Origin of the sequence: Clostridioides sp. ES-S-0054-01 (assembly GCA_021561035.1) — a bacterium.
In the GTDB taxonomy this organism is placed as follows: Bacteria; Bacillota; Clostridia; order Peptostreptococcales; family Peptostreptococcaceae; genus Clostridioides.
Genome location: CP067346.1, coordinates 1,989,225 through 2,015,738, shown reverse-complemented (window position 1 = coordinate 2,015,738; position 26,514 = coordinate 1,989,225). Strand labels below are relative to the sequence as shown.

Annotated in this window: 26 protein-coding genes, 1 pseudogene and 1 other annotated feature; of the genes and pseudogenes, 17 read left to right on the top strand and 10 right to left on the bottom strand. The window is 26.8% G+C overall.

The window, feature by feature from the left end; translation table 11 throughout:
* Nucleotides 1–61: 61 nt before the first annotated feature.
* Nucleotides 62–619, top strand: coding sequence for a TetR/AcrR family transcriptional regulator (locus JJC02_09730; GenBank protein UDN53196.1), 558 nt, complete (start codon nt 62–64; stop codon nt 617–619).
* Between the two features lie 384 nt (nt 620–1,003).
* On the opposite strand, the gene JJC02_09725 is transcribed toward JJC02_09730, so the two are convergent.
* Nucleotides 1,004–1,477 carry a GNAT family N-acetyltransferase gene (locus JJC02_09725; protein UDN56411.1) on the bottom strand — a complete coding sequence of 158 codons (474 nt, stop codon included), beginning with the start codon at nt 1,475–1,477 and terminating at the stop codon, nt 1,004–1,006.
* A gap of 405 nt (nt 1,478–1,882) precedes the next feature.
* Nucleotides 1,883–2,097, top strand: a binding site (T-box leader).
* 246 nt (nt 2,098–2,343) lie between these two features.
* Between JJC02_09725 and JJC02_09720 the strand changes: the two genes are divergently transcribed.
* From JJC02_09720 to JJC02_09695, 6 genes are all read left to right on the top strand, one after another.
* Nucleotides 2,344–3,378 carry an N-acetyl-gamma-glutamyl-phosphate reductase gene (locus tag JJC02_09720; protein ID UDN53195.1) on the top strand — a complete coding sequence of 345 codons (1,035 nt, stop codon included), beginning with the start codon at nt 2,344–2,346 and terminating at the stop codon, nt 3,376–3,378.
* A 41-nt stretch (nt 3,379–3,419) separates the two neighbouring features.
* Nucleotides 3,420–4,637, top strand: a complete 1,218-nt coding sequence (gene argJ / locus JJC02_09715; GenBank protein UDN53194.1) for a bifunctional glutamate N-acetyltransferase/amino-acid acetyltransferase ArgJ — start codon at nt 3,420–3,422, stop codon at nt 4,635–4,637.
* A 14-nt stretch (nt 4,638–4,651) separates the two neighbouring features.
* A complete protein-coding gene (argB, locus tag JJC02_09710) occupies nt 4,652–5,512 on the top strand; it encodes an acetylglutamate kinase (GenBank protein ID UDN53193.1) in 861 nt (286 codons plus the stop codon).
* A 46-nt stretch (nt 5,513–5,558) separates the two neighbouring features.
* The gene (locus tag JJC02_09705) at nt 5,559–6,746 is read left to right on the top strand and encodes an aspartate aminotransferase family protein (GenBank protein ID UDN53192.1); all 1,188 of its coding nucleotides are present in this window, start codon (nt 5,559–5,561) and stop codon (nt 6,744–6,746) included.
* Nucleotides 6,747–6,853: 107 nt separating this feature from the next.
* The gene (argF, locus tag JJC02_09700) at nt 6,854–7,876 is read left to right on the top strand and encodes an ornithine carbamoyltransferase (protein ID UDN53191.1); all 1,023 of its coding nucleotides are present in this window, start codon (nt 6,854–6,856) and stop codon (nt 7,874–7,876) included.
* A 126-nt stretch (nt 7,877–8,002) separates the two neighbouring features.
* A complete protein-coding gene (locus JJC02_09695) occupies nt 8,003–8,620 on the top strand; it encodes a DUF4878 domain-containing protein (protein UDN53190.1) in 618 nt (205 codons plus the stop codon).
* Between the two features lie 190 nt (nt 8,621–8,810).
* On the opposite strand, the gene JJC02_09690 is transcribed toward JJC02_09695, so the two are convergent.
* From JJC02_09690 to JJC02_09665, 6 genes and pseudogenes are all read right to left on the bottom strand, one after another.
* The gene (locus tag JJC02_09690; protein ID UDN53189.1) at nt 8,811–9,509 is read right to left on the bottom strand and encodes an amino acid racemase; all 699 of its coding nucleotides are present in this window, start codon (nt 9,507–9,509) and stop codon (nt 8,811–8,813) included.
* 165 nt (nt 9,510–9,674) lie between these two features.
* Nucleotides 9,675–10,892: a M20 family metallo-hydrolase gene (locus JJC02_09685; GenBank protein UDN53188.1), complete on the bottom strand. Its 1,218-nt coding sequence runs from the start codon at nt 10,890–10,892 to the stop codon at nt 9,675–9,677.
* A 30-nt stretch (nt 10,893–10,922) separates the two neighbouring features.
* Nucleotides 10,923–11,335, bottom strand: a pseudogene (locus JJC02_09680) (GNAT family N-acetyltransferase).
* 491 nt (nt 11,336–11,826) lie between these two features.
* Nucleotides 11,827–12,465, bottom strand: a complete 639-nt coding sequence (locus tag JJC02_09675) for an ABC-2 transporter permease (protein UDN53187.1) — start codon at nt 12,463–12,465, stop codon at nt 11,827–11,829.
* Nucleotides 12,465–13,319, bottom strand: coding sequence for an ABC transporter ATP-binding protein (locus tag JJC02_09670; protein ID UDN53186.1), 855 nt, complete (start codon nt 13,317–13,319; stop codon nt 12,465–12,467). Before JJC02_09670 ends, JJC02_09675 begins: the two co-directional genes overlap by 1 nt.
* 5 nt (nt 13,320–13,324) lie before the next feature.
* The gene (locus JJC02_09665) at nt 13,325–13,699 is read right to left on the bottom strand and encodes a GntR family transcriptional regulator (GenBank protein ID UDN53185.1); all 375 of its coding nucleotides are present in this window, start codon (nt 13,697–13,699) and stop codon (nt 13,325–13,327) included.
* A 423-nt stretch (nt 13,700–14,122) separates the two neighbouring features.
* Here JJC02_09665 and JJC02_09660 point away from each other — a divergent pair, with 423 nt between their 5' ends.
* From JJC02_09660 to clpB, 3 genes are read left to right on the top strand one after another with little or no spacing between them, the layout of a single operon-like run.
* Entirely contained in the window at nt 14,123–14,467 is a 345-nt protein-coding gene (locus JJC02_09660; protein ID UDN53184.1) for a replication/maintenance protein RepL, read from the top strand.
* Nucleotides 14,468–14,483: 16 nt separating this feature from the next.
* Entirely contained in the window at nt 14,484–15,080 is a 597-nt protein-coding gene (locus tag JJC02_09655; protein ID UDN53183.1) for a hypothetical protein, read from the top strand.
* A 36-nt stretch (nt 15,081–15,116) separates the two neighbouring features.
* Complete coding sequence (clpB, locus tag JJC02_09650) at nt 15,117–17,711, top strand: ATP-dependent chaperone ClpB (GenBank protein UDN53182.1); 2,595 nt, start codon at nt 15,117–15,119, stop codon at nt 17,709–17,711.
* Between the two features lie 214 nt (nt 17,712–17,925).
* Here the strand turns inward: clpB and JJC02_09645 are convergent, their stop codons facing one another.
* Complete coding sequence (locus JJC02_09645) at nt 17,926–19,353, bottom strand: MFS transporter (protein UDN53181.1); 1,428 nt, start codon at nt 19,351–19,353, stop codon at nt 17,926–17,928.
* 141 nt (nt 19,354–19,494) lie between these two features.
* Here JJC02_09645 and JJC02_09640 point away from each other — a divergent pair, with 141 nt between their 5' ends.
* From JJC02_09640 to JJC02_09630, 3 genes are all read left to right on the top strand, one after another.
* Nucleotides 19,495–20,391, top strand: a complete 897-nt coding sequence (locus JJC02_09640; GenBank protein UDN53180.1) for an AraC family transcriptional regulator — start codon at nt 19,495–19,497, stop codon at nt 20,389–20,391.
* Nucleotides 20,392–20,527: 136 nt separating this feature from the next.
* Nucleotides 20,528–20,998, top strand: coding sequence for a methylated-DNA--[protein]-cysteine S-methyltransferase (locus JJC02_09635; GenBank protein UDN53179.1), 471 nt, complete (start codon nt 20,528–20,530; stop codon nt 20,996–20,998).
* Between the two features lie 390 nt (nt 20,999–21,388).
* On the top strand, nt 21,389–21,529 hold the full coding sequence (locus JJC02_09630) for a hypothetical protein (GenBank protein UDN53178.1): 141 nt from the start codon (nt 21,389–21,391) through the stop codon (nt 21,527–21,529).
* Here the strand turns inward: JJC02_09630 and JJC02_09625 are convergent.
* Nucleotides 21,526–21,897 carry a helix-turn-helix transcriptional regulator gene (locus tag JJC02_09625; protein UDN53177.1) on the bottom strand — a complete coding sequence of 124 codons (372 nt, stop codon included), beginning with the start codon at nt 21,895–21,897 and terminating at the stop codon, nt 21,526–21,528. The two genes, JJC02_09630 and JJC02_09625, sit on opposite strands and share 4 nt — an antisense overlap.
* A gap of 545 nt (nt 21,898–22,442) precedes the next feature.
* Here JJC02_09625 and JJC02_09620 point away from each other — a divergent pair.
* Complete coding sequence (locus JJC02_09620; protein ID UDN53176.1) at nt 22,443–22,700, top strand: hypothetical protein; 258 nt, start codon at nt 22,443–22,445, stop codon at nt 22,698–22,700.
* A gap of 108 nt (nt 22,701–22,808) precedes the next feature.
* Here JJC02_09620 and JJC02_09615 read toward each other — a convergent pair whose 3' ends face one another.
* Entirely contained in the window at nt 22,809–22,958 is a 150-nt protein-coding gene (locus JJC02_09615) for a VanZ family protein (protein ID UDN56410.1), read from the bottom strand.
* A gap of 347 nt (nt 22,959–23,305) precedes the next feature.
* Here JJC02_09615 and JJC02_09610 point away from each other — a divergent pair, with 347 nt between their 5' ends.
* From JJC02_09610 to JJC02_09600, 3 genes are all read left to right on the top strand, one after another.
* Nucleotides 23,306–23,605 carry a hypothetical protein gene (locus JJC02_09610; GenBank protein UDN53175.1) on the top strand — a complete coding sequence of 100 codons (300 nt, stop codon included), beginning with the start codon at nt 23,306–23,308 and terminating at the stop codon, nt 23,603–23,605.
* A 321-nt stretch (nt 23,606–23,926) separates the two neighbouring features.
* Nucleotides 23,927–25,582 (top strand): dihydroxy-acid dehydratase, encoded by a 1,656-nt coding sequence (gene ilvD, locus JJC02_09605; GenBank protein ID UDN53174.1) that lies wholly within the window; start codon nt 23,927–23,929, stop codon nt 25,580–25,582.
* A gap of 291 nt (nt 25,583–25,873) precedes the next feature.
* Nucleotides 25,874–26,503 (top strand): TetR/AcrR family transcriptional regulator, encoded by a 630-nt coding sequence (locus JJC02_09600; protein UDN53173.1) that lies wholly within the window; start codon nt 25,874–25,876, stop codon nt 26,501–26,503.
* Nucleotides 26,504–26,514 lie beyond the last annotated feature (11 nt).

Below are 26,514 nucleotides of genomic sequence, written 5' to 3'. Positions count from 1 at the left end.
GAAACTAATTAGATTAGCTAAACTAATAAGGTAATTAATTTTAAATGAAAGAGGGAGAATAATGCGTGTTAGTAGAGAAATGGTTATACAAGCTGCATCAGATATAGCTAATAAAGATGGGCTTAACAAGGTTTCTTTAAAAGTTATTGCAGAAAATCTAGGCATACGTACACCATCTTTGTACAATCATATAGAAAGTCTGGATGACTTATTGCTTGAAGTAGCTCATAAAGGAATGAGAGAGATGAATAATCAGATGACAAAGGTGGCTATTGGCAATTTTGGAGATACAGCTATAAAATGTATAAGTATTGCATATTTTAACTTTATAATTGCTCATCCTGGTGTTTATGAAACTATTCAGTGGGCTACTTGGCATGGAAATAATGAAACATTAGAAATCTTTGATGAATATAAATCCTTATTAGAAAAACTTATTCTTTCTTGTAATCTAAAGACAAAGAATACAGGTGAAGTATTAAACCTAATAATGAGTGTACTTCATGGTTATTCGACTTTGCAACTTGGGAAATCACTTTTGAATAAAGAAGAAGCTATAAAAGGTTTAATTGATTCTATTGATACTGTGTTATTAGGTATTCATAAAAAATACGATTAAGTAGGTAAATCAACTACTCTAATGCGTTTATTGAACACCTTTTTGTAAGGTATACAAATTAAAATTCCATCATAAAAATTTCATCATTTGTATTAAAGGAAAAGCCACAGGACAGCAGTGTATTTCAAGAAAATTTATTTTTCAATGAACAATCGTGCTTATAAAGAGGAGATATAAAGAGAAAACGCATGATTTAAGTTTAATAATTGAATTGATTTATATATTAGTCAAAAAAGATATCAAGAATAAATCAGAGTTTCATATTAATAATGTTTTTAAAGTATATTATTAAAAAAATAAAAAAGATAGTATTATTTTTAAATCTTAATTTAAAAGCAAAGTCATTATAAAATATTTAAGAGACTTTGCTTTTTATTTGATTTATTATATTAACAATTTCATAGGTGTAAAACGTATACCATCAGCAATTTGCTCAACAGCAGTATCTTTAAATCCTAATTTGTGATAAATTTCAACAGCATAAGGTGATGAATTCACAGTTATTTCAGTTAAATCAGTTTTATTAAAAGTACAATATTCCATACCTGTAGCCATCAGTTTTTTTGCAATACCACGTTTATGATAGTTTTTATCTACAAATAACATACATATATGATTTAAGTCTCTAATGGCTAAGGTTCCAATTAACTTTTCACAATCAAAACAACCCCAAAATAAGAGTGATTTTTCTTTGACTTTTTCAATAATAGAGTTATATTCTATAAATTTATGAAATGTCTTAATTCCTTCATTACAATAATCTGGAGATTCAAATTCTTCAAACACGTTCCAGATTAAGTCTAATGCATTTTTAATATCATCTTCTTTTAATTCTCTTATTAAGTATTCTTTAAACATCATAAACAGCACCTCTATTATTAAAATTTTTAATTATAATTATATACCTTAAATAAATTTAATTCAATACAATTTGTTTTATAAATTTAGAATATTATGATAACATATAATTTATATATAGTGTAGTTGAACCATAGAATGTATTTAATTATATATACAATTTAATAATTCCAATAAGTTTAACCAAAAAGAGATATAGATATTGTATTTTGAAATTATATTATTTTATAATGTAACATATTTTAGGCATTTCTTAAATTGACAAATGATAATATAAAAATTATATTGCAATTTAGATACAAAATGGTGGAAATTAACCATATAGAAAATATTTCCAAAAATTTATAAATTATATTGACAAAGTTAAAAAAATAAACTATTATATAAAACAATAAGAAAATAAATTAAAATTCTATGAAAAAGAGAGTAGCATAAAACTAATTGATAGAGAGCTGGGAATGGTGGAAGCCTAGTAATGAATTTTATTGTGAATAGAGCTTTGGAGAAGATTACCAGAATTAATAGTATGGTAATTGGTGAGTCTCGCCTTAAGAGATTAGAGTGGGTAAGATTATCTTATCAATTAGAGTGGTAACGCGGGTGTATAATTCGTCTCTTGGTCTTTGACCAAGAGGCTTTTTTAATTTTAAACATGCATTTGTAGATACTTTTTAATTTGATTATTAAAGATTATTGTAATTTTACCAATAAGAGTGGTACCGCGGAAAATCGCCTCTTAGTATTTATAATACTAAGGGGTTTTTTGTTTTAATTGGAAGGTTTTAATTTGTATATTATCAAATGATTATCATATAATAAAAAATAGAAATTTGAGATTATTTGAATATAAAAATGGAGGGAACAAGATGAGTAAAATAAAAGTTGGAGTTATTGGTGCAACTGGATATGTTGGAGCAGAACTGATTAGATTATTAATAAATCATGATAAAGTCGAAGTGACAGCAATAGGTTCAAATTCGTATGTGGGAAAAGATATAGTTGAGATATATCCAAGTATAGGATATAAAAATAGCATGATATGTATAGAAAATGAAAAAGTTATTGATATGTGTGATGTTGTGTTTACTGCTCTTCCACATGGAGTTAGTGAAAAGTTCGCAATAAAAGCAATTGAATCAAAAAAGAAAGTTATAGATTTAGGTGCTGATTTTAGGATAAAAGATGAAGAAATATATAGTAAATGGTATGGAGTATCTTTTATAGATAAAATCTTACATAAAAAAGCTGTATATGGATTAAGTGAAATATACAAAGATGATATAAAAGACGCAGATATAATTGCAAATCCTGGATGTTATCCAACTAGTATTTCTTTACCATTGATGCCATTATTAAGTTCTAAATTGATAAAAAACAATAATATAATAATTGATTCTAAATCCGGTCTTACGGGAGCTGGTAGAGAATTATCAATTAGTAGTCACTTTACTGAGGTTAATGAAAATATAACTGCATATAAAATAGGGAAACACAGACATACTCCAGAAATAGAACAAAATTTAAGTGAATCCTGTAAAGAAAAAGTAAATGTAGTTTTTACACCAAATCTAATTCCAGTAAATAGGGGAATACTATCAACTATATATTGCACAAAAGAAGATAATATTTCTATAAATGACATACATGGGAAATTAACTGATTATTATGAATTTAAAGAATTTATAGAAGTTCTACCTTTAGACAATGTAGCCTCTTTAAAGAATGTTAGGTTCTCAAATAAATGTGTAATATCATTGCATGAAAATGGAGATACATTGATAATCTGTTCAGCTATAGACAATATGATTAAGGGAGCAGCAGGACAAGCTATACAAAACATGAATATAATGTTTGGTATTGATGAAAATACAGGTTTAAAAAATATTTCACCATCATTTTAGGAATGAAAAAATACTAAACTCATATAATTAGGAGGATAAATATGGAAATTATAAAGGGTGGAGTTACAGTTTCAGAAGGATTTTTTGCTTCAGGAATTCACTGTGGCTTGAGAAAAAATAAAGAAAAAAGAGACTTAGCTTTGGTTTATTCAGATGTCTTATGTGATGCAGCGGCAGTAGTTACTCAAAATAAAGTAAAGGGAAATCCTGTTTATGTTACACAGGAACACATTAAAAATGGAAAAGCACAAGCTATTATAGTAAATAGTGCTAATGCTAACACATTTAATGGAAAAGAAGGACTTATAAATGCTTATAAAATGGCTAAATTCACCAGTGATAAATTAAATATTAAAGAAAATGATGTTTTAGTTGCATCTACAGGTGTTATAGGAAAGCCATTAAATATAGATGTAATAGAAGAAAATATGGATGAGTTAGTGAACAGTCTAAGTAAACAAGGCCATATCGGAGCAAGAGAAGCGATTATGACAACTGATATTATAAAAAAAGAAATAGCAGTAGCAATAATGTATGGAGATAAAAAAATAACTATTGGAGGTATGGCAAAAGGTTCTGGTATGATACATCCGAATATGGCAACAACTTTAGGATTTATAACTACAGATGCAAATATTGATGGAGTTTTGTTAAAAGAAGCTTTAAAAATTGCTGTCGATAAAAGTTTTAATAGAGTTAGCGTAGATGGAGATACAAGTACTAATGATATGGTAATGATTCTAGCAAATGGAAAAGCAAAAAACGATAGAATAAACAAAAAAGATGAGCATTATCAAGTATTCTTGAGTGCACTTACATATGTTTGTATAGAGCTTGCTAAACTTGTTGCAAAGGATGGAGAAGGATGTACAAAATTAATTGAATGTTATATAAATGGAGCATTAAGTGAAGAACATGCAGTAAAATTAGCAAAAACAGTAATATCTTCTTCACTAGTAAAGACAGCTGTATTTGGAGCTGATGCGAATTGGGGCAGAATATTGTGCGCTTTAGGTTATGCAGGTGAAGAAATAGACATGGAAAAAGTAGATATTATTTTTGAGAGCATGAAGGGATATATTGAAGTATGCAAAAATGGAAATGGATTAGATTTTAATGAAGAAAAAGCAAAAAAAATTCTTGAAGATGACGAAATAAGTATATTAGTAGATTTAAATATGGGGAATTCTAGGGGAAATGCATGGGGATGTGATTTAAGCTATGATTATGTAAGAATAAATGGAAGTTATAGAAATTAGGAGGAAATACTTTAATGATTAATATAGAAAAAGCAAATACACTTATAGAAGCTTTACCATATATAGAAAAACATCAGGGAAAGACTATTGTAGTTAAGTATGGTGGAAGTGCAATGAAAAAAGATGGTCTAAAAGAATCTGTTATGGAAGACCTTGTGCTAATGAGTTATGTTGGAATCAATATAGTTTTAGTACATGGTGGAGGGGCAGAAATCAATAAAATGCTAGCAAAAGTGGATATAGAAAGTAAATTTGTAAATGGTCTTAGATATACAGATGAAGAGACTATGGAAATTGTAAAAATGGTACTTGCTGGGAAAGTGAATAAAGACCTAGTAAATAAAATACATACAAAAGGTGGAAAAGCAGTAGGGCTTTGTGGAATAGATAATAATATGCTTTTATGTGACCCATATAAGAACTATGAACTTGGGTTTGTAGGAGAAATCAAAAAAGTAAATGTTGAGCTTATAGAATCTTGTCTAAAGTCAGGTTATATTTCGGTAATTGCAACTATAGGTGTTGGAGATGATGGAGAGACTTATAATATAAATGGGGATACAGCAGCTTCTGCTATAGCTAAAGAGTTAAATGCAGACAAATTGATACTTCTTACAGATGTGCCTGGATTATTAAGAGAACCAGATGAAGAAAAATCATTAATAACAGAAGTTATATTAGAAGATATCGACAAATTATTTGAAGAAGGTATAATTATTGGAGGTATGATACCTAAAATACAGAGCTGTGTAGATGCTTTAAATAATGGAGTAAATAGAGTACATATTTTGGATGGAAGAGTTCCGCATTCTATAATAACAGAGCTATTTACTGATAGTGGAATAGGTACACTAATAAGAAAAGAAAATGAATAATAAGTAAAATATAATAAAATTACAAATTTAAGAGGAGATAATAAAAATGAATAACAACAGTACAATTTCAAAATGGAATGAATACTTTATAGACACATATAACCAACCTAATTTTGTTATAGATTATGGTGAAGGAAGTTGTTTTTTTGATACTAATGGTAATAAATATATAGATTTTACAAGTGGATATGGAGTATCTTCTCTTGGATATAGCAATAATAATTTAAAAAATGCTCTAAAGGAGCAAGTGGACAAATTATTACATACTTCAAATCTATATTTTAATGAGCCGGTGTTGTGTGCAGGAGAGAAAATAATCAATGCAAGTGGAATGGATAAAATATATTTCTGTAATTCTGGAACAGAAGCAAATGAAACAGCGTTTAAAATAGCAAGAAAGTATAGTAGTGATAAATATGGTAAGGATAGAGGAACTATTATAAGTTTGAAAGATTCTTTTCATGGTAGAACAATGATGTCTTTAATGGCAACTGGTATGGATAAATATCATAAGTACTTTTATCCACTTCCCGAAGGTTTTAAATACATAGAAAGAAATAATATTGAAGATTTAAAAAATAATCTTGATTCGACAGTTTGTGCAATAATTCTTGAAGCAATTCAAGGTGAAGGTGGAGTTAATATTCTTGAAAAAGATTATGTTTTGGAACTAGTAAAAATATGCAAAGAAAAGGACATCGTAGTGATTTTTGATGAAGTCCAATGCGGTATAGGAAGAACTGGTAAACTTTTTGGATATGAATATTTTGATGTAAAACCAGATATAGTTACAGTAGCAAAAGGATTAGGAGCAGGAATACCAGTAGGCGGAGTATTAGTAAATGAAAATCTTTCAAAAGTACTAGGAAAAGGAGACCAAGGTACAACGTTTGGAGGTAATTTATTAGCTATGGTGGCAGCTTCAGTTGTATTAGATGAGGTGTCTAAAGACGGTTTTTATAATGAAGTATTAGAAAAAGGAGATTATATAAGAAAATCTATTGAAAATTTTAATAGTAAAGTTGTACTAAAGACAAAAGGTATTGGCTTAATGATAGGAATTAAAACCAATATCGAATCTAGTATTATAGAAGAGAAAGCTAGAAAAAAAGGATTGCTTATTTTGACTGCTGGCAAAAATGTATTGAGATTTTTACCACCATTAACAATCAGTTATAAAGAAATAGATGAGGCTCTTGAAATTCTAAAAGATATATTACTAAAAATTAACTAAATATTCAAAAATATACGATTAAAGACAAGAATTCAAAGTAAATAAAAAAGTAAAGTGCTAACAAGTTTAATTGAGTTTAAAAAGTTTATAAAAAGGGGCGAATTAATATGAATAATATAAGTTTAAAAGGGAAGAGTTTTTTGACACTAAAGGATTTTACAAAAGAGGAGATTAGATATTTATTAACTTTATCTAGTTATTTAAAAACTAAGAAAAAGGTTGGTATAAAGGGTGATTTATTACAAGGAAAAAATATAGCTTTATTGTTTGAGAAAACATCAACAAGAACTAGATGTTCATTTGAAGTAGCGGCTCATGACGAAGGTGCACATGTAACTTATCTAGGTCCTAATGACTGTCATATGGGTAAAAAAGAGTCTGTATCTGATACAGCAAAAGTTCTAGGAAAATTCTATGATGGAATAGAATTTAGAGGATTTAAACAAGAAACAGTTGAAAGTTTAGCAAAATATTCTGGTGTACCTGTTTGGAATGGACTTACAGATGAATATCATCCAACGCAAATCCTTGCAGACTTTTTAACAGTAATTGAAAATGTAGATAAAGATTTGAATAAAGTTAAATTTGTATATGTCGGTGATGCTAGAAATAACATGGGAAACTCCCTGATGATAGGATGTGCTAAAATGGGAATTGATTTCGTAGCACTTGCACCTAAGGAACTTTGGCCAAATGAAGAATTAGTTAAGGCTATGAAGGAAATAGCTAAGAAATCTAAGGGAGATATAATGTTGACTGAAAGTATTGATGATGTTAAAGGTGCAGATGTTATATATACAGATGTATGGGTTTCTATGGGAGAAGAAGAGCAATATGAGACGAGAATAAATCAACTTAAGGATTATCAAGTAAATATGGATATGATAAAGAAAACTGAAAATGAAAATGTTATATTTTTACACTGCCTTCCAGCATTCCATGACTTAGAAACTAAAGTTGCTCAAGAAATTTATGAAAAGTTTGGATTATCAGAGCTAGAGGTTACAGACGAGGTATTTAATTCAAAATATTCAAAGGTATTTGAAGAAGCTGAAAATAGAATGCATACAATAAAAGCTGTTATGGTTTCTACTATGATTGATGTAAATATGAACAATAATTTAATATAGATATAATTTAAGCTAAATTTTGCTTTAATGAAAATTTATAAAATATTTTAAATATATCATTCAAAAACTCTCATTATATGTTAAAATAACTTATGTATCAACAAATTAAGAGGGAGGGTTTGAGATATGAAAAAAATCATATTAGTTTTAACAACTTTTTTATTGGCAATATCTTTAACAGCATGTTCAAGTGCAAAACCAGAAGATACAATAGATAGTTTTTTTAGCAGTGCAAAGAAGTTTGACTTTGAAGGCATGAATAAGGTAATGGAAAATAATGACGAGAAATATAAAGATGTATTAAAAGAACTAGACACAAAAGACCCAAATGCACAGTATGTTTTAGATTATCTAAAACAGAATGCATCTAAAATCACATATACAATAAAAGATAGTGAGATTAAAGATAATAAGGCTACAATAAAAGTAGAGTGTAAATTTGTAGATTCAACACCATTACTTAAAGAGATAGTAGCTGAAGCATTTACAAAGATGCTTGGTATGAGTTTTTCAGGGCAAGACTTAACTGATGAGAAAACAACTGAAATGCTAGTATCAATTATGAAAGAAAAACAAAAAAGTGTTAAAGAGACTTATGTAACAAAAACTGTAGAGTTTGAATGTTCTAAAAAAGATAACAAATGGATAATAAGTTCAGCTAATGATGCAGTAGCTGATGTATTATTATCTAATCTTGTTACAGCAGGACGAGATTTATCTAATTCTATGGGTACTATTCAATAGTATAAACTTAAGTGCAATAAATATAAAAATATTTAAAAAGGATACCAGTATTGGTATCCTTTTCTATTAAAATACTATAATACATGGTTAAATTTTATATCATCAAGGAACTATAATATAAAACTATAGGTTTATATTTTTTTAACTAAACAAATACATGTATATTTTCTAAAATATAGTATCTAAAAATTTATTTAACTAGTTTTAGATATTTGTTGATAGTTGCTTTAGCTAAACATTTTGATGAATCAATAATATTAATTGAAGAATGAGATTTTTCGAAAACTACATTTAAGTCGGTACAAGCAATTATTACATTTTCAATAGATTCTTTTTTCACATCTTCAATAAGTTCATTCCAAATATCAATATTATATGGATTTCCTTTATCTGTTTTTATACTTTGAATAAGAGTATTTAATTTTGTCTGCCATTCATCTTTAAATATAAACTCATGCCCATTATGTAGTATGCCATCTTGATAAATTTTAGATTCAAATGTTGAATTAGTTGAAAAAAGAGTTACTTTTTGTGGGATAATAGGAAGTTTCTTAACTGTTTCTTCTACAATATTTAACAAAGGTATATTAATTGATTTTTTTAATTCTTTAAAGTATATATGTGCTGAATTACATGGCATAGCAATAAAACTTACTCCAATTGATTCAAGTTTTTGTAACCCATCAATAATAGTTTTTTTCATAAGTTCGTGATTTATTGGACGGTCAATATAAAATGGAGTAGGTAATGAATATATCATCATCTTTGGGAACTCATCATCATATTTTGCACCATACTGAAATTGACATTCATCAATAACTAAATCCATAAAGGGAGCAGTTGACCTTGGACCCATTCCAGCTAAAATTCCAATTAATTTTTCATTCATAAAAATTATCTCCTTAAATATATATTTTTGTATTAGGTATAAAATATCAAAACTTATTCTATAAGAGTATAAAAGTCTGTTTTTATAATAGATAATATTATACAATTATATAGTATAAGGTTAGTAGTGATAATATGTTTTTACTTGTATATTTTTGATATAAAATTATTTTAAATCGAGATTATCTAATATTTTTAGAAATATTTTTATAGCAGTATCTAAGTCATCTACAGAAACACTTTCATCAGGATTATGACTTATACCTCCAGAACATCTTATAAACACCATTCCAATGTCAGTTATATTGTCCATTTCTTGAGCATCATGACCAGCTCCACTATAAATATAAAAAGGATTAAGATTTAAATCTATAAAACTTTTTTCTATAGTTTTAGTTATTTTATTGGAACATGGTACAGGGACATTTTCAAAAGAAAGTTCACTTTCATAATTAAGTTTTCTATTCTCACATATATGAGATATTTCGTTGAATATCTTTTCTATTGAGCTATCAAGAACTTCTTGAGAACAAGAACGTACATCAAGAGTAAATTCCACCCTTTCAGGTACGACATTTGATGAAGATGGATAGAAATTCATCTTTCCAACAGTAGCAACTAAATTAGTAGTCATTTTAGCTATTTTTTCAATGGCTAATACACATTCACAGGCACAGCATCCAGCATCAAATCTCATATTCATTGGTAGTGTACCAGCATGTCCAGATTTACCATGTACTGATATTTTAAAACTTTTGAATCCTGTAATACTTGATACAATTCCAGCAGGAAGTGATTCATTTTCTAAAACAGGTCCTTGTTCGATATGAAATTCTAAATATGCATCTATATCTTTTCTAGGATGTAAATTTATTAAGTTTTTAGTATTAAACCCAAACTTTGTTATAGCTTCTTCAAGTGTAATTCCATTTTCATCAACAGATTTAAGAAGATCTTCTTTAAAAGTACCAGCAAAAACTTTACTTCCCATTAAAGAAGTTTCAAACCTAGTTCCTTCCTCTTCAGCAAAAGCAACTAGCTTAATATTGAAAGGATAAGACTTATTATTATGTTTTGCTTCTTCAAGTCCAACTAGAGGAACTATTATACCCAACATACCATCAAATATACCTCCACATTTTACACTATCTTGATGAGATGCAACTACTAATGTGGGAGCATTTGGAAAACTTGATTTATATGTACCTATAACATTTCCAATGTCATCAATTTCAATATCAAGATTCAAATCTTTCATCCACGAACTAATTAAATCAATAGATTTTTTATGTTCTTCAGTTAATATAAGTCTTGTAAGACCATTCGTTGTTGAACTTATTTTTCCTAGTGTTTGCAGATAATCCATACATTTTTTTCCTAGCATATTTACCTCCTAAAGATATAATTTTCATTACTATAGTAGTTTTGTAAAATAATATCTCCTTCCAGTTATAGGATAATTTTCAAGTGAAAATACTTTATGGTATCCAAATTTCTCATAAAATTTAGGTGCTTGAAAACTGAATGTATCTAAAAAAGCATATTTACAACCTCGTTCTTTAGCAATTTTTTCAGCATTATATAAAAGTTGACTTCCAGCACCTTTACATCTAAGCTTCTCACTAAACCATAAGTATTTTATAAAAAGCCAATTACCATGAGTAACACCTATAAAACCTGCAATAATTTGACCTGTTTTATCTCGATATATATTCCCAAATCCACTGGATTTTTATCTTCAAGTCTAGTAAGATTATATTTTAATAATCCTTGAAAAATAGTATTTTCATCTTGTTTTTCTATTTTTTCTGTAATTTCTAATTCCATATTTGAATTATCTCCTTGTATAATCTTTTATCTATTGCTGTTTTTAAGAAAATCAGTTGAAAGAATATAGTTTAATATTATTCTAATAGGTATTTATGTTGATGTCAAACTAAGAATACTGATTCTTAACTTTAATATTGTTGATATTAAAATTTTAAAAATTAAGATATAGTTTAAGTTAATTAAAAGAAATTCTCGATAAATTTAGTAATCTTAAATCATTGAATATTAAAATAAGTTAATTTACTATATAAGGACTATTTTTAGATGTTATCTTGTTTTTATGCTCAATAATATTGTTAGCAATTAAATTTATAAACTGATTATATTGTATAAATAAATCTATAAAGTAATAGAGCGTTATTAAAGATAAGTAATAAAATAATAAATACCTAGTAGAGATTAATAAAAAAAATAAAATACTATCAAAAAAGATTTGATAGCATTTCACTTAAAATACTTAAATACAAAAACATATTATACAGTACATTTTATACTTCTTTTTTACTATAGATTTTTGATGAGATAAAATACGAAATCACAAATAGAACAATAGCAATAAATGGAAGAGAATATACTAGTGTATTAAGTATAATTTCTATAGAAAGAGGTGAACTAGTACTTTCTAAAATGTTTTTAAAAACCAATAAAACTAGTGTTGGAACTAAAAAGCATAAAATCATTAACAAACGGGCTTTTTCTGTACCAAATTTATAAATAAGTGGTAGGATAAGGCTACCAAAACATACTGAAACTGATAAGATTAATGCATTAATAAGTAGAGTTTCACCTAATACAAGTGTATGTTTAAAATAACCAATAATGACACTAACGATAAGTGAAACAAGGATACCTATAAAGCTAAATATTAACATAGTTAAATATTTACTTAATACAATATCATTACGTTTAATTGGCATTGTAAGTACATAACTATCCCATTTATTTAAATCATCATATGAAAATGTTGAAACAATCATTATAGTACATAAAACTATAATAACACCCATAAAATTATTAACATTTCCATCTCCAAAAGAAGACATAAGTCCAAACATAATGATGAATAAAAATATAAACTTTACATTTCCCTTTAAATTAAGTAAATCTTTCAAAATTAGACCTTTCATTATTTATCACCTCTCACATAAAATAACATAATTTCTTCTATAGACGCATTATCAACAATAAAGTTTGGATGTCTTGAGATAAATCTATATTTATCTTTAAGAAGTACCTCATATCCAAATTGGCTTTTACGATAATATGAATAATCTTCTTTTGTAAGATTATCAAAGTCACTAGGCTTACATTTTAAAATTCCCATAGTATCAATTAATTCATCCTTATTTTCACTAAATACAATTTTTCCTTTATGTATAAAGGTAATATAGTCTGCTATTTTATCTAAATCACTTGTAATATGTGAAGATAAAATAATAGAGTGTTCTTCATCTTGTATAAAATCTAAAAATATATCTAGTATTTCTTCACGAACAATAGGGTCAAGAGAACTAGTTGCTTCATCTAGTATTAATAGTTTTGGCTTATGTGATAATGCTACAGCAATACTAAGTTTCATTTTATTACCCTTTGAAAACTCTTTGATTAGTTTATTGTCTGGGACTCTCAATTTTTTTAAATAGTCTTTGAATAATGTGTGACTCCAATTTTTATAGATTTTACTCATGATTTTTGAAACATGGTCAGTGTTTAAATTTTCGTGAAAGTTACTTCCCTCAAACACAACACCAATTTGTTCTTTAATTTCTTTTTCATTTTTTTTATTATCAAGACCAAAGATTTCTATGTTTCCACTATCATAAGAAATTAAATTTAAAATTGCTTTTAATGTGGTTGTTTTTCCCGCACCATTTTCACCTACAAATCCCATTACACTCCCTTTTGGTACTGAAAAAGATACATCTTGTAGGCTAAAATCCTTATAAGATTTGTTTAAATTTTTTATATTTATTGCATCCATACTTATTATTCTCCTTTATATAATAAAAATAAAATATCTTTTAATTCGTCATATGTAATATCACTACTTTTGGCTATATCAACTGATTTTTGTAGGTATTCTTCAATTAAACGAAATTGTTCTTCTTTGACAAAGTCCATGTTTTTACTAGATACAAAACTACCTTTACCAGTAACTGTCTCAATAAATCCATCTCGTTCTAAATCGCTATATGCTCGCTTTGTAGTAATTACACTTATTCTAAGTTCCTTTGCCAACAATCTCATACTTGGAAGAGCTGATCCTTCTGGTAACTCTCCGCTTATAATCATACTTTTAATTTGTGTAGTAATCTGTTCATATATTGGCTTTCCACTCGAATTACTAATAACTATATTCAACAAGACACCTCCTTAAAGTGTATATATAGTATATACACATTATATAAATATATATATAATATGTCAACTGATTTTAGAAAAAAACTGATTGGAAATATTGTACATTTGATAAATGTATTTTATAAAAGACTCACTTATTAAATAAGTTCAAATTTTTTTAAAAAAATTTATAAATATTATTCAAAAATCCTACCAATAAATTGGAAATACTAAATTAAAAAAGTATTAAAGTTTATCTTACAGCTAAATAAAAGTTTACTTAAGAAATAAACTTTTTGTATTTTCAGTTTTGACATACATGTTTTTTTATAATATATTTATATTATCAATTAGAGATAAGGAGAGTGAGAAGAGATATTTAACTTAGATAAGACATTAAAAAAAGATTTAAATCAGGAATACACAGAGAGTAAAAGTTTAGTTATGAATAAAAGTAAGTACATGAATGTTTGCTTTAAGAACTATATTAAAGTAGTAGAAGGAATGTATACTAAGAGAGACTTAATTCCATTAAAATTGATAAACTCTATGGATAAAAATAATAAGATTAGAAAAACGTTATATGAATTATCTTGTGAATTTGAATATCCAAAAACTTCTTTATCTTCATTGTTTACAGAACTGAAAAAAATGGATTTTTTACAAAGAGTGAAAAATGGTGAGTATATGATAAATCCACATATAGCATATAAGGGTAGTAGAGCTGATAAAGAAAGTTTATTAACAGAATATAATCAGATAAAAAGACCTAATAAGGTTAGTAAATAAGGAAGAAGGTTTTTATATGAGTTTAAAACTTGATAGAAATGTTCTACAGTGGTTTGATTATGTATTTGAGAATGAAAAAACTAGTTTAAGACATTACAATTTTAATTGTACGTTAAAGGAGATTAGTTCTACTAGTTTGAATAAAGTAGCTTTTATACTAGAAAAAAATAACTCTAAGTACTGGAAGCTTTATTTTGAAATACCAGCTGAAGTTACTTTAAAACTTAAACAAAACATTCATCCTTTATTTAGGGAATATATATACGAACAAATATCACTGTATAACAATAATCAAATTTACAATTTTGTAAATTCAAACATATTAAAAGTGTTTAATAATATTGCTATTTATCAATATAATATTTTAGAAAATCTATACACTATTGATTTTAAAAGGAGCTTTATAGATAAATGTCAGTATTTATTAATAGGTGAAAAAAGACTTATAGATGAAGACTTATATTTAATAGCAAAATCAAAAGAAGTATTCGATTTTTTTAATTCAGATGGAACGTTTAATCTAACTTTGAGTTTCGATATACAAAAAAATGAGAATTTACTTGATAGTCTTTTAGAGCTTAGAAAATCAATAATTATAAATGAGAGAATTTAATTTATTTGGATATAATATTAAAATGGAGGGATTTATATGGACGTAGAAAAAATGACTTTAAGAGTTCAAAAAAGTTTAAATGAGGCTTATAATGAAGCAGTAAAAAATCATAACCAACAAGTAGATGTAATTCATCTTTTTTCAGCACTTATTAATCAAGAAGATGGATTAATACCAAATATAATCGAAAAAATGAATATATCAATTGATTCTTTGAGAAATACTGTGAACTTTGAAATTGATAAGCTTCCAAAAGTATATGGAGAAGGTGCTGACTCACAAGGAGTATCAGCTACTAGAAAAATAAATGAGGTGCTTATAAAGGCAGAGAGTATTTCTAAAGAATTTAAAGATTCATATATAAGTGTAGAGCATGTTATGCTTGCAATGATGGAAACAGAATCAAAATCAGCTGTTGGTAAAATATTAAAGCAATATAATATAAATAAAAATGACTTTTTAAATATTTTATCACAAGTGAGAGGAAGTCAAAGAGTAGAAACACAAGACCCAGAAGGAACATATGATGCACTTGCTAGATATGGAACAAACTTAGTAGATTTAGCTAAGAAAAATAAATTAGACCCTGTAATTGGAAGAGATGAAGAAATAAGAAGAATTATAAGAATTTTATCAAGAAGAACTAAAAATAATCCTGTATTAATTGGTGAGCCAGGTGTAGGTAAAACTGCAATTGTAGAAGGTTTAGCAGAGAGAATAGTAAGAGGAGATGTGCCAGAAGGGTTAAAAGATAAAATTGTATTTTCACTTGATATGGGTGCTTTAATTGCTGGTGCAAAATATAGAGGTGAATTTGAAGAAAGATTAAAGGCAGTCTTAAAAGAAGTTCAGAGTTCTGATGGAAAAATTATACTATTTATAGATGAGATTCATACTATAGTTGGAGCTGGTAAAACAGAAGGTTCAATGGATGCAGGTAATCTTATTAAACCTATGCTTGCAAGAGGTGAATTAAACTGTATTGGTGCAACTACTTTTGATGAATATAGAAAGTATATAGAAAAAGATAAGGCACTTGAAAGACGTTTTCAGCCTGTAATTGCAGAGGAACCTACTGTTGAAGATACAATATCTATACTTAGAGGTTTAAAAGAAAGATTTGAGATACATCATGGAGTAAGAATACATGATAATGCTATTGTAGCAGCAGCGAAACTTTCTCATAGATATATACAAGATAGATTTTTACCAGATAAAGCAATTGATTTAATTGATGAAGCTGGAGCTATGATTCGTAGTGAAATAGATTCATTACCAACAGAATTAGATGTTGTTAGAAGAAAGTTGTTTACATTAGAAACTGAAAGAGAAGCATTACTTAAAGAAAATGATGATAAAAGTAAATCAAGATTGGATGATATTCAAAAAGAAATAGCAGAGTTAAAATCTAAAAATGATGAAATGACAGCCAAATATGAAAAAGAAAAGAGTCAAATATTAGATATTAAAAACTTAAAGGCTCAATTAGATGAAGCTAAAGGTAAAGCTGAAAAGTATGAGAGAGAATATGATTTTAACAAAGCAGCAGAGGTTAAATATGGTGAAATACCTAAATTAGAAGAACAAATAAAGCAGTACGAAGAAAATATGAACGATGGTTCTGAAAATTCTCTTTTAAAAGAAGAAGTTACTGAAGAAGAAATATCTAGTATTGTATCAAAGTGGACAGGCATACCAGTAACTAAGCTAGTTGAAGGAGAAAGAGAAAAATTACTTAAACTAGAAGATGAACTTCATAAAAGAGTTATTGGACAAGATGAAGCAGTTACAGCAGTTTCAAATGCAGTAATACGTGCAAGAGCAGGGTTAAAAGATGAAAGAAAACCAATTGGTTCATTTATTTTCTTAGGACCTACAGGTGTTGGTAAAACTGAACTTGCAAAAACTCTTGCTAGAAATTTATTCGATAGTGAAGACAATATAATTAGAATTGATATGTCTGAATACATGGAAAAACATGCTGTATCAAGATTGGTTGGGCCTCCTCCAGGATATGTGGGATATGAAGAAGGTGGTCAACTTACAGAAGCAGTTAGACGTTCTCCTTACTCTGTAATACTATTTGATGAGATAGAAAAAGCACATGAGGATGTATTTAATATGTTTTTACAGATATTGGATGATGGTAGGCTTACTGATAATAAAGGTAAGACTGTGGACTTCAAAAACACTCTTATAATAATGACTTCTAATATAGGAAGTAATTATCTATTAGAAGCAGGAGGAAATATAACAGAGACTACCAACAATTTAGTAATGAACGAAATGAAGCATAGATTTAAACCTGAGTTTTTAAATAGAGTAGATGATATTATAATGTTTAAGCCTCTAGACCAAGAAAATATCAAGAAAATTATAGATATATTTATGAAAGATTTAAAAAATAGATTGAAAGAAAAAAATATTACTATTGAGGTTACAAATTCAGCTAAAGATGTTATGGTGAGAGAAGGGTATGACCCTGTATATGGAGCAAGACCTCTTAAAAGATATATAGGAAATACATTAGAAACTGTAATTGCAAAGAAACTTATTGCTGGAGATGTGTACAATGGATGTACTATAGTTATAGATGGAAAAGATGAAAATATTGAAGTTTTAGTTAAGTAATGAAAAAAGGAGCAGGGTATAATATATCAAATATTTTACTCTGCTTCTTTTAATTTATAAACTATAATAAGATACATGTTTTGCCGAACTAATAAAAATATTGTTAAATCAATATATACAAACTAAATCTGATTCAAAGTAAGTATTTTAATAAGCTTTCTATAATATATTTATATTTTTAAGATAGTCATAAATTTAAGATAATTGTAAAAAATTATTGCTTATTTTTATCAGGTCTAAATAAATAAAAACCAATTAATATTGCACCTATTAAACAAAGAAGTGTAATAATGATATAAACATTTCTCATTCCAAATACAAATATTTTATCATTACCAATTATATAATCGTTAACCCTATACCCAGCTTTAATACTCATAAAATTATATAAAAGTGTTGTAGAAATGGTAATACCTATAACTTGCCCTAAATTTCTTACAAGGGAATTTATACTTCCGACAATTCCCAATTTACTTTTAGGACAATTTGACATTATCAGAGCATTATTGGCAGGTTGAAATATAGCTTGTCCTATTGATATTATTGATACAGAAATAACGAATAAAATAAGGATAGAACTCTCTTTCAATCTTGACATTAAGAAAAATCCAAAACTCATAACAATAAGACCAATTAAAATAATTTTTTCTGACTTAATTTTATCTGATATATTCCCAAATATAGGTGAAAAAATGGCTAAAATCAAAGGGGATAATATCATAAATAAACCTGCATGCATTGGGGAAAGCTTCATAGTATTTTGTAAATAAAATGGAATTAAAATACTAGATGATGCAATACAAATGAATGATGAAAGAGCACAAATTAAATTCAATGAAAATTTAAAATTTCTAAAAATTTCAAGGTCGAGAAGTGGTTGGGTATGTTTTTTTTCTAATATCAAAAATAATATAATAAAAATAATTGATAGTAATAGTGCAATTAATATATATGGATTTAGTAATCCTGTTTGTTGAGCACTAATTAGAGCACTAAAAAATAATGTTGTCCCTAAAAATTGAAGTATAGCACCAAGCTTATCCATCTTTTCTGAAGATTTTTTACTATTTGGAAGAAATTTTGTATTTAGAAGGATTACAATAATACCTATTGGAATATTTATAAAGAATATAACATTCCAATCAAATATTGATAAAATAAATCCTCCTACAGATGGTCCAACCATATTACCAATGGCAACTGCAGTAACTAAAATTCCTAGGGCTTTTCCTCTGCTTTCTTTTGGAAACAGTTCTGTGATAATTCCATGATTATTTGCCATGTAAGCAGAAGCACCTATTCCTTGAATAAAACGGCAAACTATAAGCAAAGTGAAAGAATTACTTAATCCACATAATAGTGAAGCTAATGTAAAAAGAATAGTGCCTGCTTGAAATATTCTGGATTTACCAATAATATCTCCAAGTCTTCCAAAAAATAATAGTGTTGAACAAATAATAATTGAGTAACTTGCTATTACCCATTCAATAGATGCTAGAGATACATTTAGTTTACTTGCTAGAACTGGAAGAGCAACATTTATAATACTAGAATCTAATGTTGCCATAAAAGTCATGGCAATGACTACAAATAAAACTGTCATTCTTTTTTTATTTTCATCTTTTTTAAAAGATTTTGTCATTTTTATTACCTCCTTATTATAATGACTGACATTACGTTAATGTTTACAAGAATAGTTACATTTTATATAATATCGATATGAAATAATAAATACAATAACGATATTGCTTATAATTAGCACTATTTTGATAAGAGGTAAATAATGAATGATAAAAACACATATTTTGACAGAAAAGGTCAAGAAAACTTTATAGATATTTTTTTTAAGGATGACATTAAAAAGGGAGCAAATTTTAAAAGACATTGGCATGAGCATCTACAAGTATATTATTTTGTTGATGGTATGGCATATCTTGAATGTGGATTGAATAATTTTAAGATAGTGTCTGGAAATATTGCAATAGCAAATAGTAATGAATTACATTATTTAGAAAGCCTATCAGATAATTTAAAGTTCTATATTATTCGTATTGAACCCACATTCCTTTTTAGCAATCAAGTTGATTTGTTACAAACTAAATACTTAGCACCATTAGCTCTAAACCATATTGTATTTGATAATTTAATTCAAAATGATTATCTTATTTTAAAATGTATTAAAACTATACTTTATGAATATAACAATAAAGAAATTGGATATGAGTTATCTATAAAAGCTAATATCTATCAATTGATAGTGTTATTACTAAGAAGTCATGTCTATAAAATATTTTCTGAAAATGAATTTATAGAAAGAAAGCATTCTTTAGAAAAATTTGAATGTATATTTGATTTTATAGAAGAAAAATATATGGATAAAATTACATTAAAAGAACTTGCTAGTCATGTGAACTTGAGTATACCCCATTTTTGTAGAACATTTAAGCAAATAACAGGTAAGACTACAGTCGATTTTATAAATGGAATCAGGCTTGATAAAGCTATATATTATTTAAATAAAACAGATTTAAATATGACAGAAATTGCTATGAAATGTGGTTTTGATAGCATAAATTATTTTAGTCGTTTATTTAAAAAGAATTATAATATATCTCCAACTCAGTATAGACATGAACATAGAGATACTAGTAATGTTTTTTTAAAAGACAATATAAAATAACTCATAAGTATACTTTATAGGAAATATATATTTTTGAATATTTGAGTTTTTTTAATAAACATTAATAAAATATAAGATATAAAAGAGTAATATTACTTATATAATTGGAAATATAAATGAGAAGGAGATAATGTCTATGAAAAATATATTTTACTATGAAACTAAAATTGGAAAAATAGGAATAGCAGAAAAAAATAATTATATTACAAATCTGTTTTTTGGAACGTCTGGATTAGATTCTGAAAGATATTTAGCCAAAGAAACAAAAATTATAAAAGAAGCAAGTAAACAGCTAAAAGAATATTTAGATGGATATAGAAAAGAGTTTGATTTACCGCTACAGTTGTCAGGTGGTGGGTTTAGTAAAAAGGTTTGGAATGAACTCTGTAAAATTCCATATGGTGAAACAAAGACTTATATAGAACTAGCAAATATAATTAATAATCCTAAATCATATAGAGCAGTAGGAATGGCTAACAGCAAAAATCCTATTTCTATTTTTATACCTTGTCATAGGCTTGTAGGTTCTAATGGTAGTTTAAGAGGTTATTTAGGAGGAATAAAGATAAAAGAATATTTATTAAAACTTGAAAAAGAAAATAAATAATCTAAACATATAATAAATAAAAGTTTAAAAATAATGATTTTTATAGAAAATTTAAATCCATCCTAAAGAATTAAAAGAACGTCAAATGAATATAAAAAAATTATATGTTTATAAAAAATTTTATAATAAAAATCACCCTGAAAAATATATAAAAATGGAAAAAATATACAAGATTCTACAATAATAGATTTTTTTGTTATTATTACGAGTTTTTTATTGCAACTGTAGAATAAAAGTATTATTATATAATTAAGATAATTATCTAGGAAAATTTTGGATAATCAAAATATATTTTATAAAATCAAAATATAATTACATAAACTTTATTAAAAATTTGTTGAGAATTTCTAACTAGCATTAAGAACGTAAGTTTGTTGGGGGATGGTATATGTGGAAAAGTCAAATACTGCTGTTACAAAAAAAGAAAAAATTGAAGATATAGGAATGAAATTAGAACATTTATTGAGTGAAGATATTGCTTTTTATGAATTATTACTTGAGATTTTGTATAAAGAAAAAGAAGAGAATTAATTCTCTTCTTTAAGGAATCTTTTTATATAGGCATTATCAATCATTTTTTCTATAGCCTCTCTATCTTCTTTTTCAAGAGAATATATTTTCTCTAAAAGCTGTTTTGTTTTTTCACTTACGGATAAGTTCTCTATGATTAATTTATCTTCTTTGCTTATTTTTGTATTCTCATTTACGCCTAATAAATAATCTGTTGATGTTTTCAGTGCTCTTGCTAATCTCACTATTATTTCACTTTTAGGTTCTCTCAAATTATTTTCATAACGTGATAAGCTAGCCTCAGTTATACCAACTTTAGTAGCAAGTTCTTTTTGATTTATATCTAATTCTTTTCGTAGATTTGCTATTCTATCTCCTAAACTTTCCATATGTACATCACTCCTTACCGAAATTATAAGTTATTTTGATAAAAAGTAAAATAAAATTACCAAAAATATAAAAAAAAAAGATTAAAATAAGAAAATATATTGAAAATTACCATTTGTATATGTATAATATGAATTATACAAATGGTAATTGATTGAGAGGTGATATGTTGAAAATAAAAAACTGAATTAAGTTAGTAAATATATATAAATTGTTGAATATTTTTAATCGAGATATAAACAATACATATAAGAATTTTTGATAATAAAATTACCAAATGTATAAAATAATTCAATAGAATTGATAATTTGATGCTTTATATAGATGATATAATTCAGTTATAATAGCTCAAAATGTGGTTTAGCAATAAAGCAAAGTATTATTAAAATAGTATTATTTAAGATAAGTTTTTATTAGATATGTAATTAATAGAGGTAATCGTATTGAAAAATGAAATAATAAGTTTAAAAATTAAATAATCTATAAATAAATTATATAATATTACTTTTTAGAAATTAAAATGGATTAAGTAAATGGAGGAATTGATATGGTAATAATTAGAAGCCAAGATAAAACTAATTTAATGAAGGCAAACCGAATTAAAATAAATGGTGGTCAAGTGTATGTAGTATTTGAAAATAGCATTGATACTATAAAAATAGGAGATTATGAAAGTAACAAAAGAGCTATACAAGTATTGGATAATATACAAAACTTTATTGAAAATGGAACAAAATATGATTATATAACATCTAATAAAATTAGATACAATATCAATAAAATATTTCAGATGCCAATTAAGTAGTGAGTGTGTATTTTATGTTTAAGAACTAAAGCCCACTTTCTTTTATACAGTATGAAAGAGGGCTTTACATATTTATAAATATTGAAATATATTTGTTTTATCGGTAAATTATTTAATAAGGTATATAATGGACCAATTAAATAATAGGAATTCTCCTAAAACAGCACCTAATGTGTTCATCATTAAATCATCAATATATGTAGCTCTGAAATTAAATAATTGACAGAATTCAATTGCTAATGAAAAACTTAATCCAATTAGTTACACATTGATAATATTTCTAAAATTTCTCCAAATTAAAGTTAGTAATACTATACTTTCCTATATCCCATTATCCCATATGCTCCCAATACCAGCTTTACTGAGTGCTAAAAAAATATATGCTTTAGTACTATCTTTATATTAGACTGTAAGCTTTAAAAATCTTTTAATAAAATATTAAAAATTTATTAACTTATAAAAATATATTATTAATACTAAAAAAATATAGATAACCAAATTTTCTACAAATATATATAGATGTATAAAAAATTTTATCGTATGTATAAATATTATAAATATATGGAAATAATAATAGTATATTTTGGTAAAGTAGGAGGATTTTTATGAAATGGATTAAATGGTATAGTATTACATGCATATGTATTTTTACAGTAGTAGCTTTTTATATGTTTATAATTCCTAGTAAAACAAAAACGATTGATACTTCATCTGCATATAGTTTTATTGAAAAGAAAGTGCCAAGTAGTGCTGTATATCAAGGGTATAAAAAGAATCCAGTTAATGGTACTACTACAATTTATTACAGCTATAACAATTCAACTCATATAGTTAGATTATCACATCCTGAAGACTATTCAAGGGAGATTAACTGGAATAAAGTTTCAAATATTAGATTTGATTAATCTGTAATATTTATAAAAGTCTAGATTTCTAGGGTAAGTATTTTGTAACCTTATTCATAGTTGAGCACTTTCTATTATAGAAGTGCTTCTTCTGATTTAGAGCATAAAAAATATTAATGAGCAATTTGTAAAATATATTAATTTGTAAAATATATTGAAAAGATAATTATATAATATGATTGTGTAATATATTGATAAAAATCGTAATAATTTTTCATTAATATATGCTAATATTTTTTTACCTTTTTCGTAATTAATTAATAGAAAAATATATTATAATAATATTATGAAAATTTTAAAAAGTAAGAGAGAGGTAATATTATGAGAAGTGATATAAAAAAAGGAATAGAAGGAGCTCCAAAGAGAGCGTTAATGTATGGAATGGGTCTTACTAAAGAAGAAATTGAAAGACCATTAATAGGTATAGTAAATGCGCAAAATGAGGTGATTCCTGGTCATCTTCATCTTGATGAAATAGCAGAAGCTGTAAAAAATGGAGTGAGAATGAGTGGTGGTTTGCCATTAGAATTTCCTGCTATAGGAGTATGTGATGGTATAGCTATGGGACATGTAGGAATGAATTATTCACTTGCTTCAAGAGAATTAATAGCAGATTCAATAGAATCTATGGCTATGGCACATGGTTTTGATGCTTTAGTACTTATACCTAATTGTGATAAGATAGTGCCGGGGATGTTAATGGCGGCTGCAAGACTTAATATACCAAGTATTGTTGTAAGTGGAGGACCTATGCTTCCAGGTAAAAAAAATGGAAAAGTGTATGATTTTAATTCTGCAATGGAAGGTGTTGGAGCCTGTAAAGATGGAACAATAAGTGAAGAACAATTAGAAGAACTAGCTATTAGTTCTTGTCCTGGATGTGGTTCATGTTCTGGACTTTTCACAGCAAATAGCATGAATTGTTTAACAGAAGCCTTAGGTATGGGTATACCATATAATGGTACTGCTGCATCGCATTCTGGAGAAAGAAAAAGAATAGCAAAATATGCAGGTATGTATGTTATGGAGTTGCTTAAGAACGACATAAAACCTAGAGATATTTTAACAGTAGATGCTTTTAAAAATGCTATAACTGTAGATATGGCAATGGCTGGTTCTACAAATACAGTACTTCACTTACCTGCAATAGCTTATGAATCAGGAATAGAGCTTAACTTAGATTTTTTTGATGAAATAAGTGAAAAAACTCCTTGTTTAACAAAACTAAGTCCAAGTGGAAAACATCATATTGAAGATTTACATATGGCAGGAGGAATACCAGCTATAATGAATGAACTTTCAAAGATAAAAGGAATAAATTTAGACTGTAAAACTGTAACAGGTAATACTATAGGAGAAAATATAAGAAATTGTGAAATAGAAAATGAAGAAGTAATACATACATTAAAAAATCCATATAGTAACCAAGGTGGGCTTGCAATATTGAAAGGAAATCTTGCTCTAAATGGAGCTGTTGTAAAAAAGTCAGCAGTTGCAGAAGAAATGTTAGTTCATGAAGGACCAGCAAGAGTTTTTAATTCAGAAGAAGAAGCTGTAAATGCTATCTTTGGTAAAAAAATAAACAAAGGTGATGTTATAGTCATAAGATATGAAGGTCCAAAGGGCGGTCCAGGAATGAAAGAAATGTTATCTCCTACATCAGCAGTTGCAGGAATGGGACTTGATAAGCATGTGGCACTTCTTACTGATGGTCGTTTTTCAGGAGCAACTAGAGGCGCGTCTATAGGTCATATTTCTCCAGAAGCTATGGAGGGTGGTTTAATCGGACTAGTTGAAGAAGGAGATATAATTTCTATAAATATACCAGACAAAAAATTAGAGTTAAAAGTAGATGAAGTTGAAATAGAAAATAGAAAATTAAAATTTGAACCTTTAGAACCGAAAATAAAGCATGGATACTTAAGTAGATATGCTAAACTAGTAACATCAGCAAATACAGGAGCAGTCTTAAAATAGTGGACTATATTTACGAAAATTAGAAAAAGTTAATAAAATATTAATTGGATATCTTAGGTGTCGTAGCACTAATGAGATATCCTTTTTATTTAAAATAAAAACACAGCAAAACCTTGATTATCTCTGAAAACAATGTATCTCTATTAAAGGAATATGAGTACAACATAGAGATGTATCTTGTCAACACTATTGAGGTAATATAAATTTTTAAAGGGCAGTTAATTCTTGACAGAATAAATATTAAAATGTATAATAAAAAAACAAACAGACAATCTGTTTATAGGAGGAAATATGAATAGAGAAGAAAAAAGTAAAAATAGTAAAGAAAAAATTATTCAATCGGCATTTTCACTATTTTCGTCTAAAGGATATGATTCAACATCTACACAAGATATTATCAATTTATCTGGTCTATCCAGAGGTGCAATGTATCATCACTTTAAAACTAAAGAAGATATACTGAGAAGTGTTACAAAAGAACTTTACTCACAAATGAATAATTTTTTAGAAAATCTTGTTGCTGATAATACCCTTACAGCAAATGAAAAAATAATAAAATTTGTTGTTCATAGTGCGAATGATTATACACATAGAAAAATGGTACATTGTAGCTGGTTAGAAAAAATACCATTCGCTTTAATAGAGGAAGTTCGTAATCTCAATAATGTAGTTGCACCCAATATTGCTAAGATAATTAAACAAGGTGTTGAAAATAAAGAATTTTCTTGTGAATATCCACAGGAATTAGCTGAAATGCTCGTTTTTAGTATTGACATTTTACTTGACCCTGTATTATTTAAACGTGAATACAGTGAAGTGTGTAATAGGTTGGATTTTTTACTGTTCATGTTAAAAAAAATGGATATTTCTCTAATTGATGAGTGTGGTATTCAAAAATTTAAGAATTTATTAAAACAATGATAATAGGAAAA

Coding starts and splice junctions, on each gene's coding strand:
- JJC02_09610 (UDN53175.1), top strand. CDS start 23,306: ATGAAATGGATTAAATGGTATAGTATTACATGCATATGTATTTTTACA.
- JJC02_09600 (UDN53173.1), top strand. CDS start 25,874: ATGAATAGAGAAGAAAAAAGTAAAAATAGTAAAGAAAAAATTATTCAA.
- JJC02_09620 (UDN53176.1), top strand. CDS start 22,443: ATGGTAATAATTAGAAGCCAAGATAAAACTAATTTAATGAAGGCAAAC.
- JJC02_09675 (UDN53187.1), bottom strand. CDS start 12,465: ATGAAAGGTCTAATTTTGAAAGATTTACTTAATTTAAAGGGAAATGTA.
- argB (UDN53193.1), top strand. CDS start 4,652: ATGATTAATATAGAAAAAGCAAATACACTTATAGAAGCTTTACCATAT.
- JJC02_09640 (UDN53180.1), top strand. CDS start 19,495: ATGAATGATAAAAACACATATTTTGACAGAAAAGGTCAAGAAAACTTT.
- ilvD (UDN53174.1), top strand. CDS start 23,927: ATGAGAAGTGATATAAAAAAAGGAATAGAAGGAGCTCCAAAGAGAGCG.
- JJC02_09720 (UDN53195.1), top strand. CDS start 2,344: ATGAGTAAAATAAAAGTTGGAGTTATTGGTGCAACTGGATATGTTGGA.
- JJC02_09685 (UDN53188.1), bottom strand. CDS start 10,892: ATGCTAGGAAAAAAATGTATGGATTATCTGCAAACACTAGGAAAAATA.
- JJC02_09635 (UDN53179.1), top strand. CDS start 20,528: ATGAAAAATATATTTTACTATGAAACTAAAATTGGAAAAATAGGAATA.
- argJ (UDN53194.1), top strand. CDS start 3,420: ATGGAAATTATAAAGGGTGGAGTTACAGTTTCAGAAGGATTTTTTGCT.
- JJC02_09670 (UDN53186.1), bottom strand. CDS start 13,319: ATGGATGCAATAAATATAAAAAATTTAAACAAATCTTATAAGGATTTT.
- JJC02_09725 (UDN56411.1), bottom strand. CDS start 1,477: ATGTTTAAAGAATACTTAATAAGAGAATTAAAAGAAGATGATATTAAA.
- JJC02_09660 (UDN53184.1), top strand. CDS start 14,123: ATGAATAAAAGTAAGTACATGAATGTTTGCTTTAAGAACTATATTAAA.
- argF (UDN53191.1), top strand. CDS start 6,854: ATGAATAATATAAGTTTAAAAGGGAAGAGTTTTTTGACACTAAAGGAT.
- clpB (UDN53182.1), top strand. CDS start 15,117: ATGGACGTAGAAAAAATGACTTTAAGAGTTCAAAAAAGTTTAAATGAG.
- JJC02_09705 (UDN53192.1), top strand. CDS start 5,559: ATGAATAACAACAGTACAATTTCAAAATGGAATGAATACTTTATAGAC.
- JJC02_09655 (UDN53183.1), top strand. CDS start 14,484: ATGAGTTTAAAACTTGATAGAAATGTTCTACAGTGGTTTGATTATGTA.
- JJC02_09625 (UDN53177.1), bottom strand. CDS start 21,897: ATGGAAAGTTTAGGAGATAGAATAGCAAATCTACGAAAAGAATTAGAT.
- JJC02_09695 (UDN53190.1), top strand. CDS start 8,003: ATGAAAAAAATCATATTAGTTTTAACAACTTTTTTATTGGCAATATCT.
- JJC02_09645 (UDN53181.1), bottom strand. CDS start 19,353: ATGACAAAATCTTTTAAAAAAGATGAAAATAAAAAAAGAATGACAGTT.
- JJC02_09730 (UDN53196.1), top strand. CDS start 62: ATGCGTGTTAGTAGAGAAATGGTTATACAAGCTGCATCAGATATAGCT.
- JJC02_09690 (UDN53189.1), bottom strand. CDS start 9,509: ATGAATGAAAAATTAATTGGAATTTTAGCTGGAATGGGTCCAAGGTCA.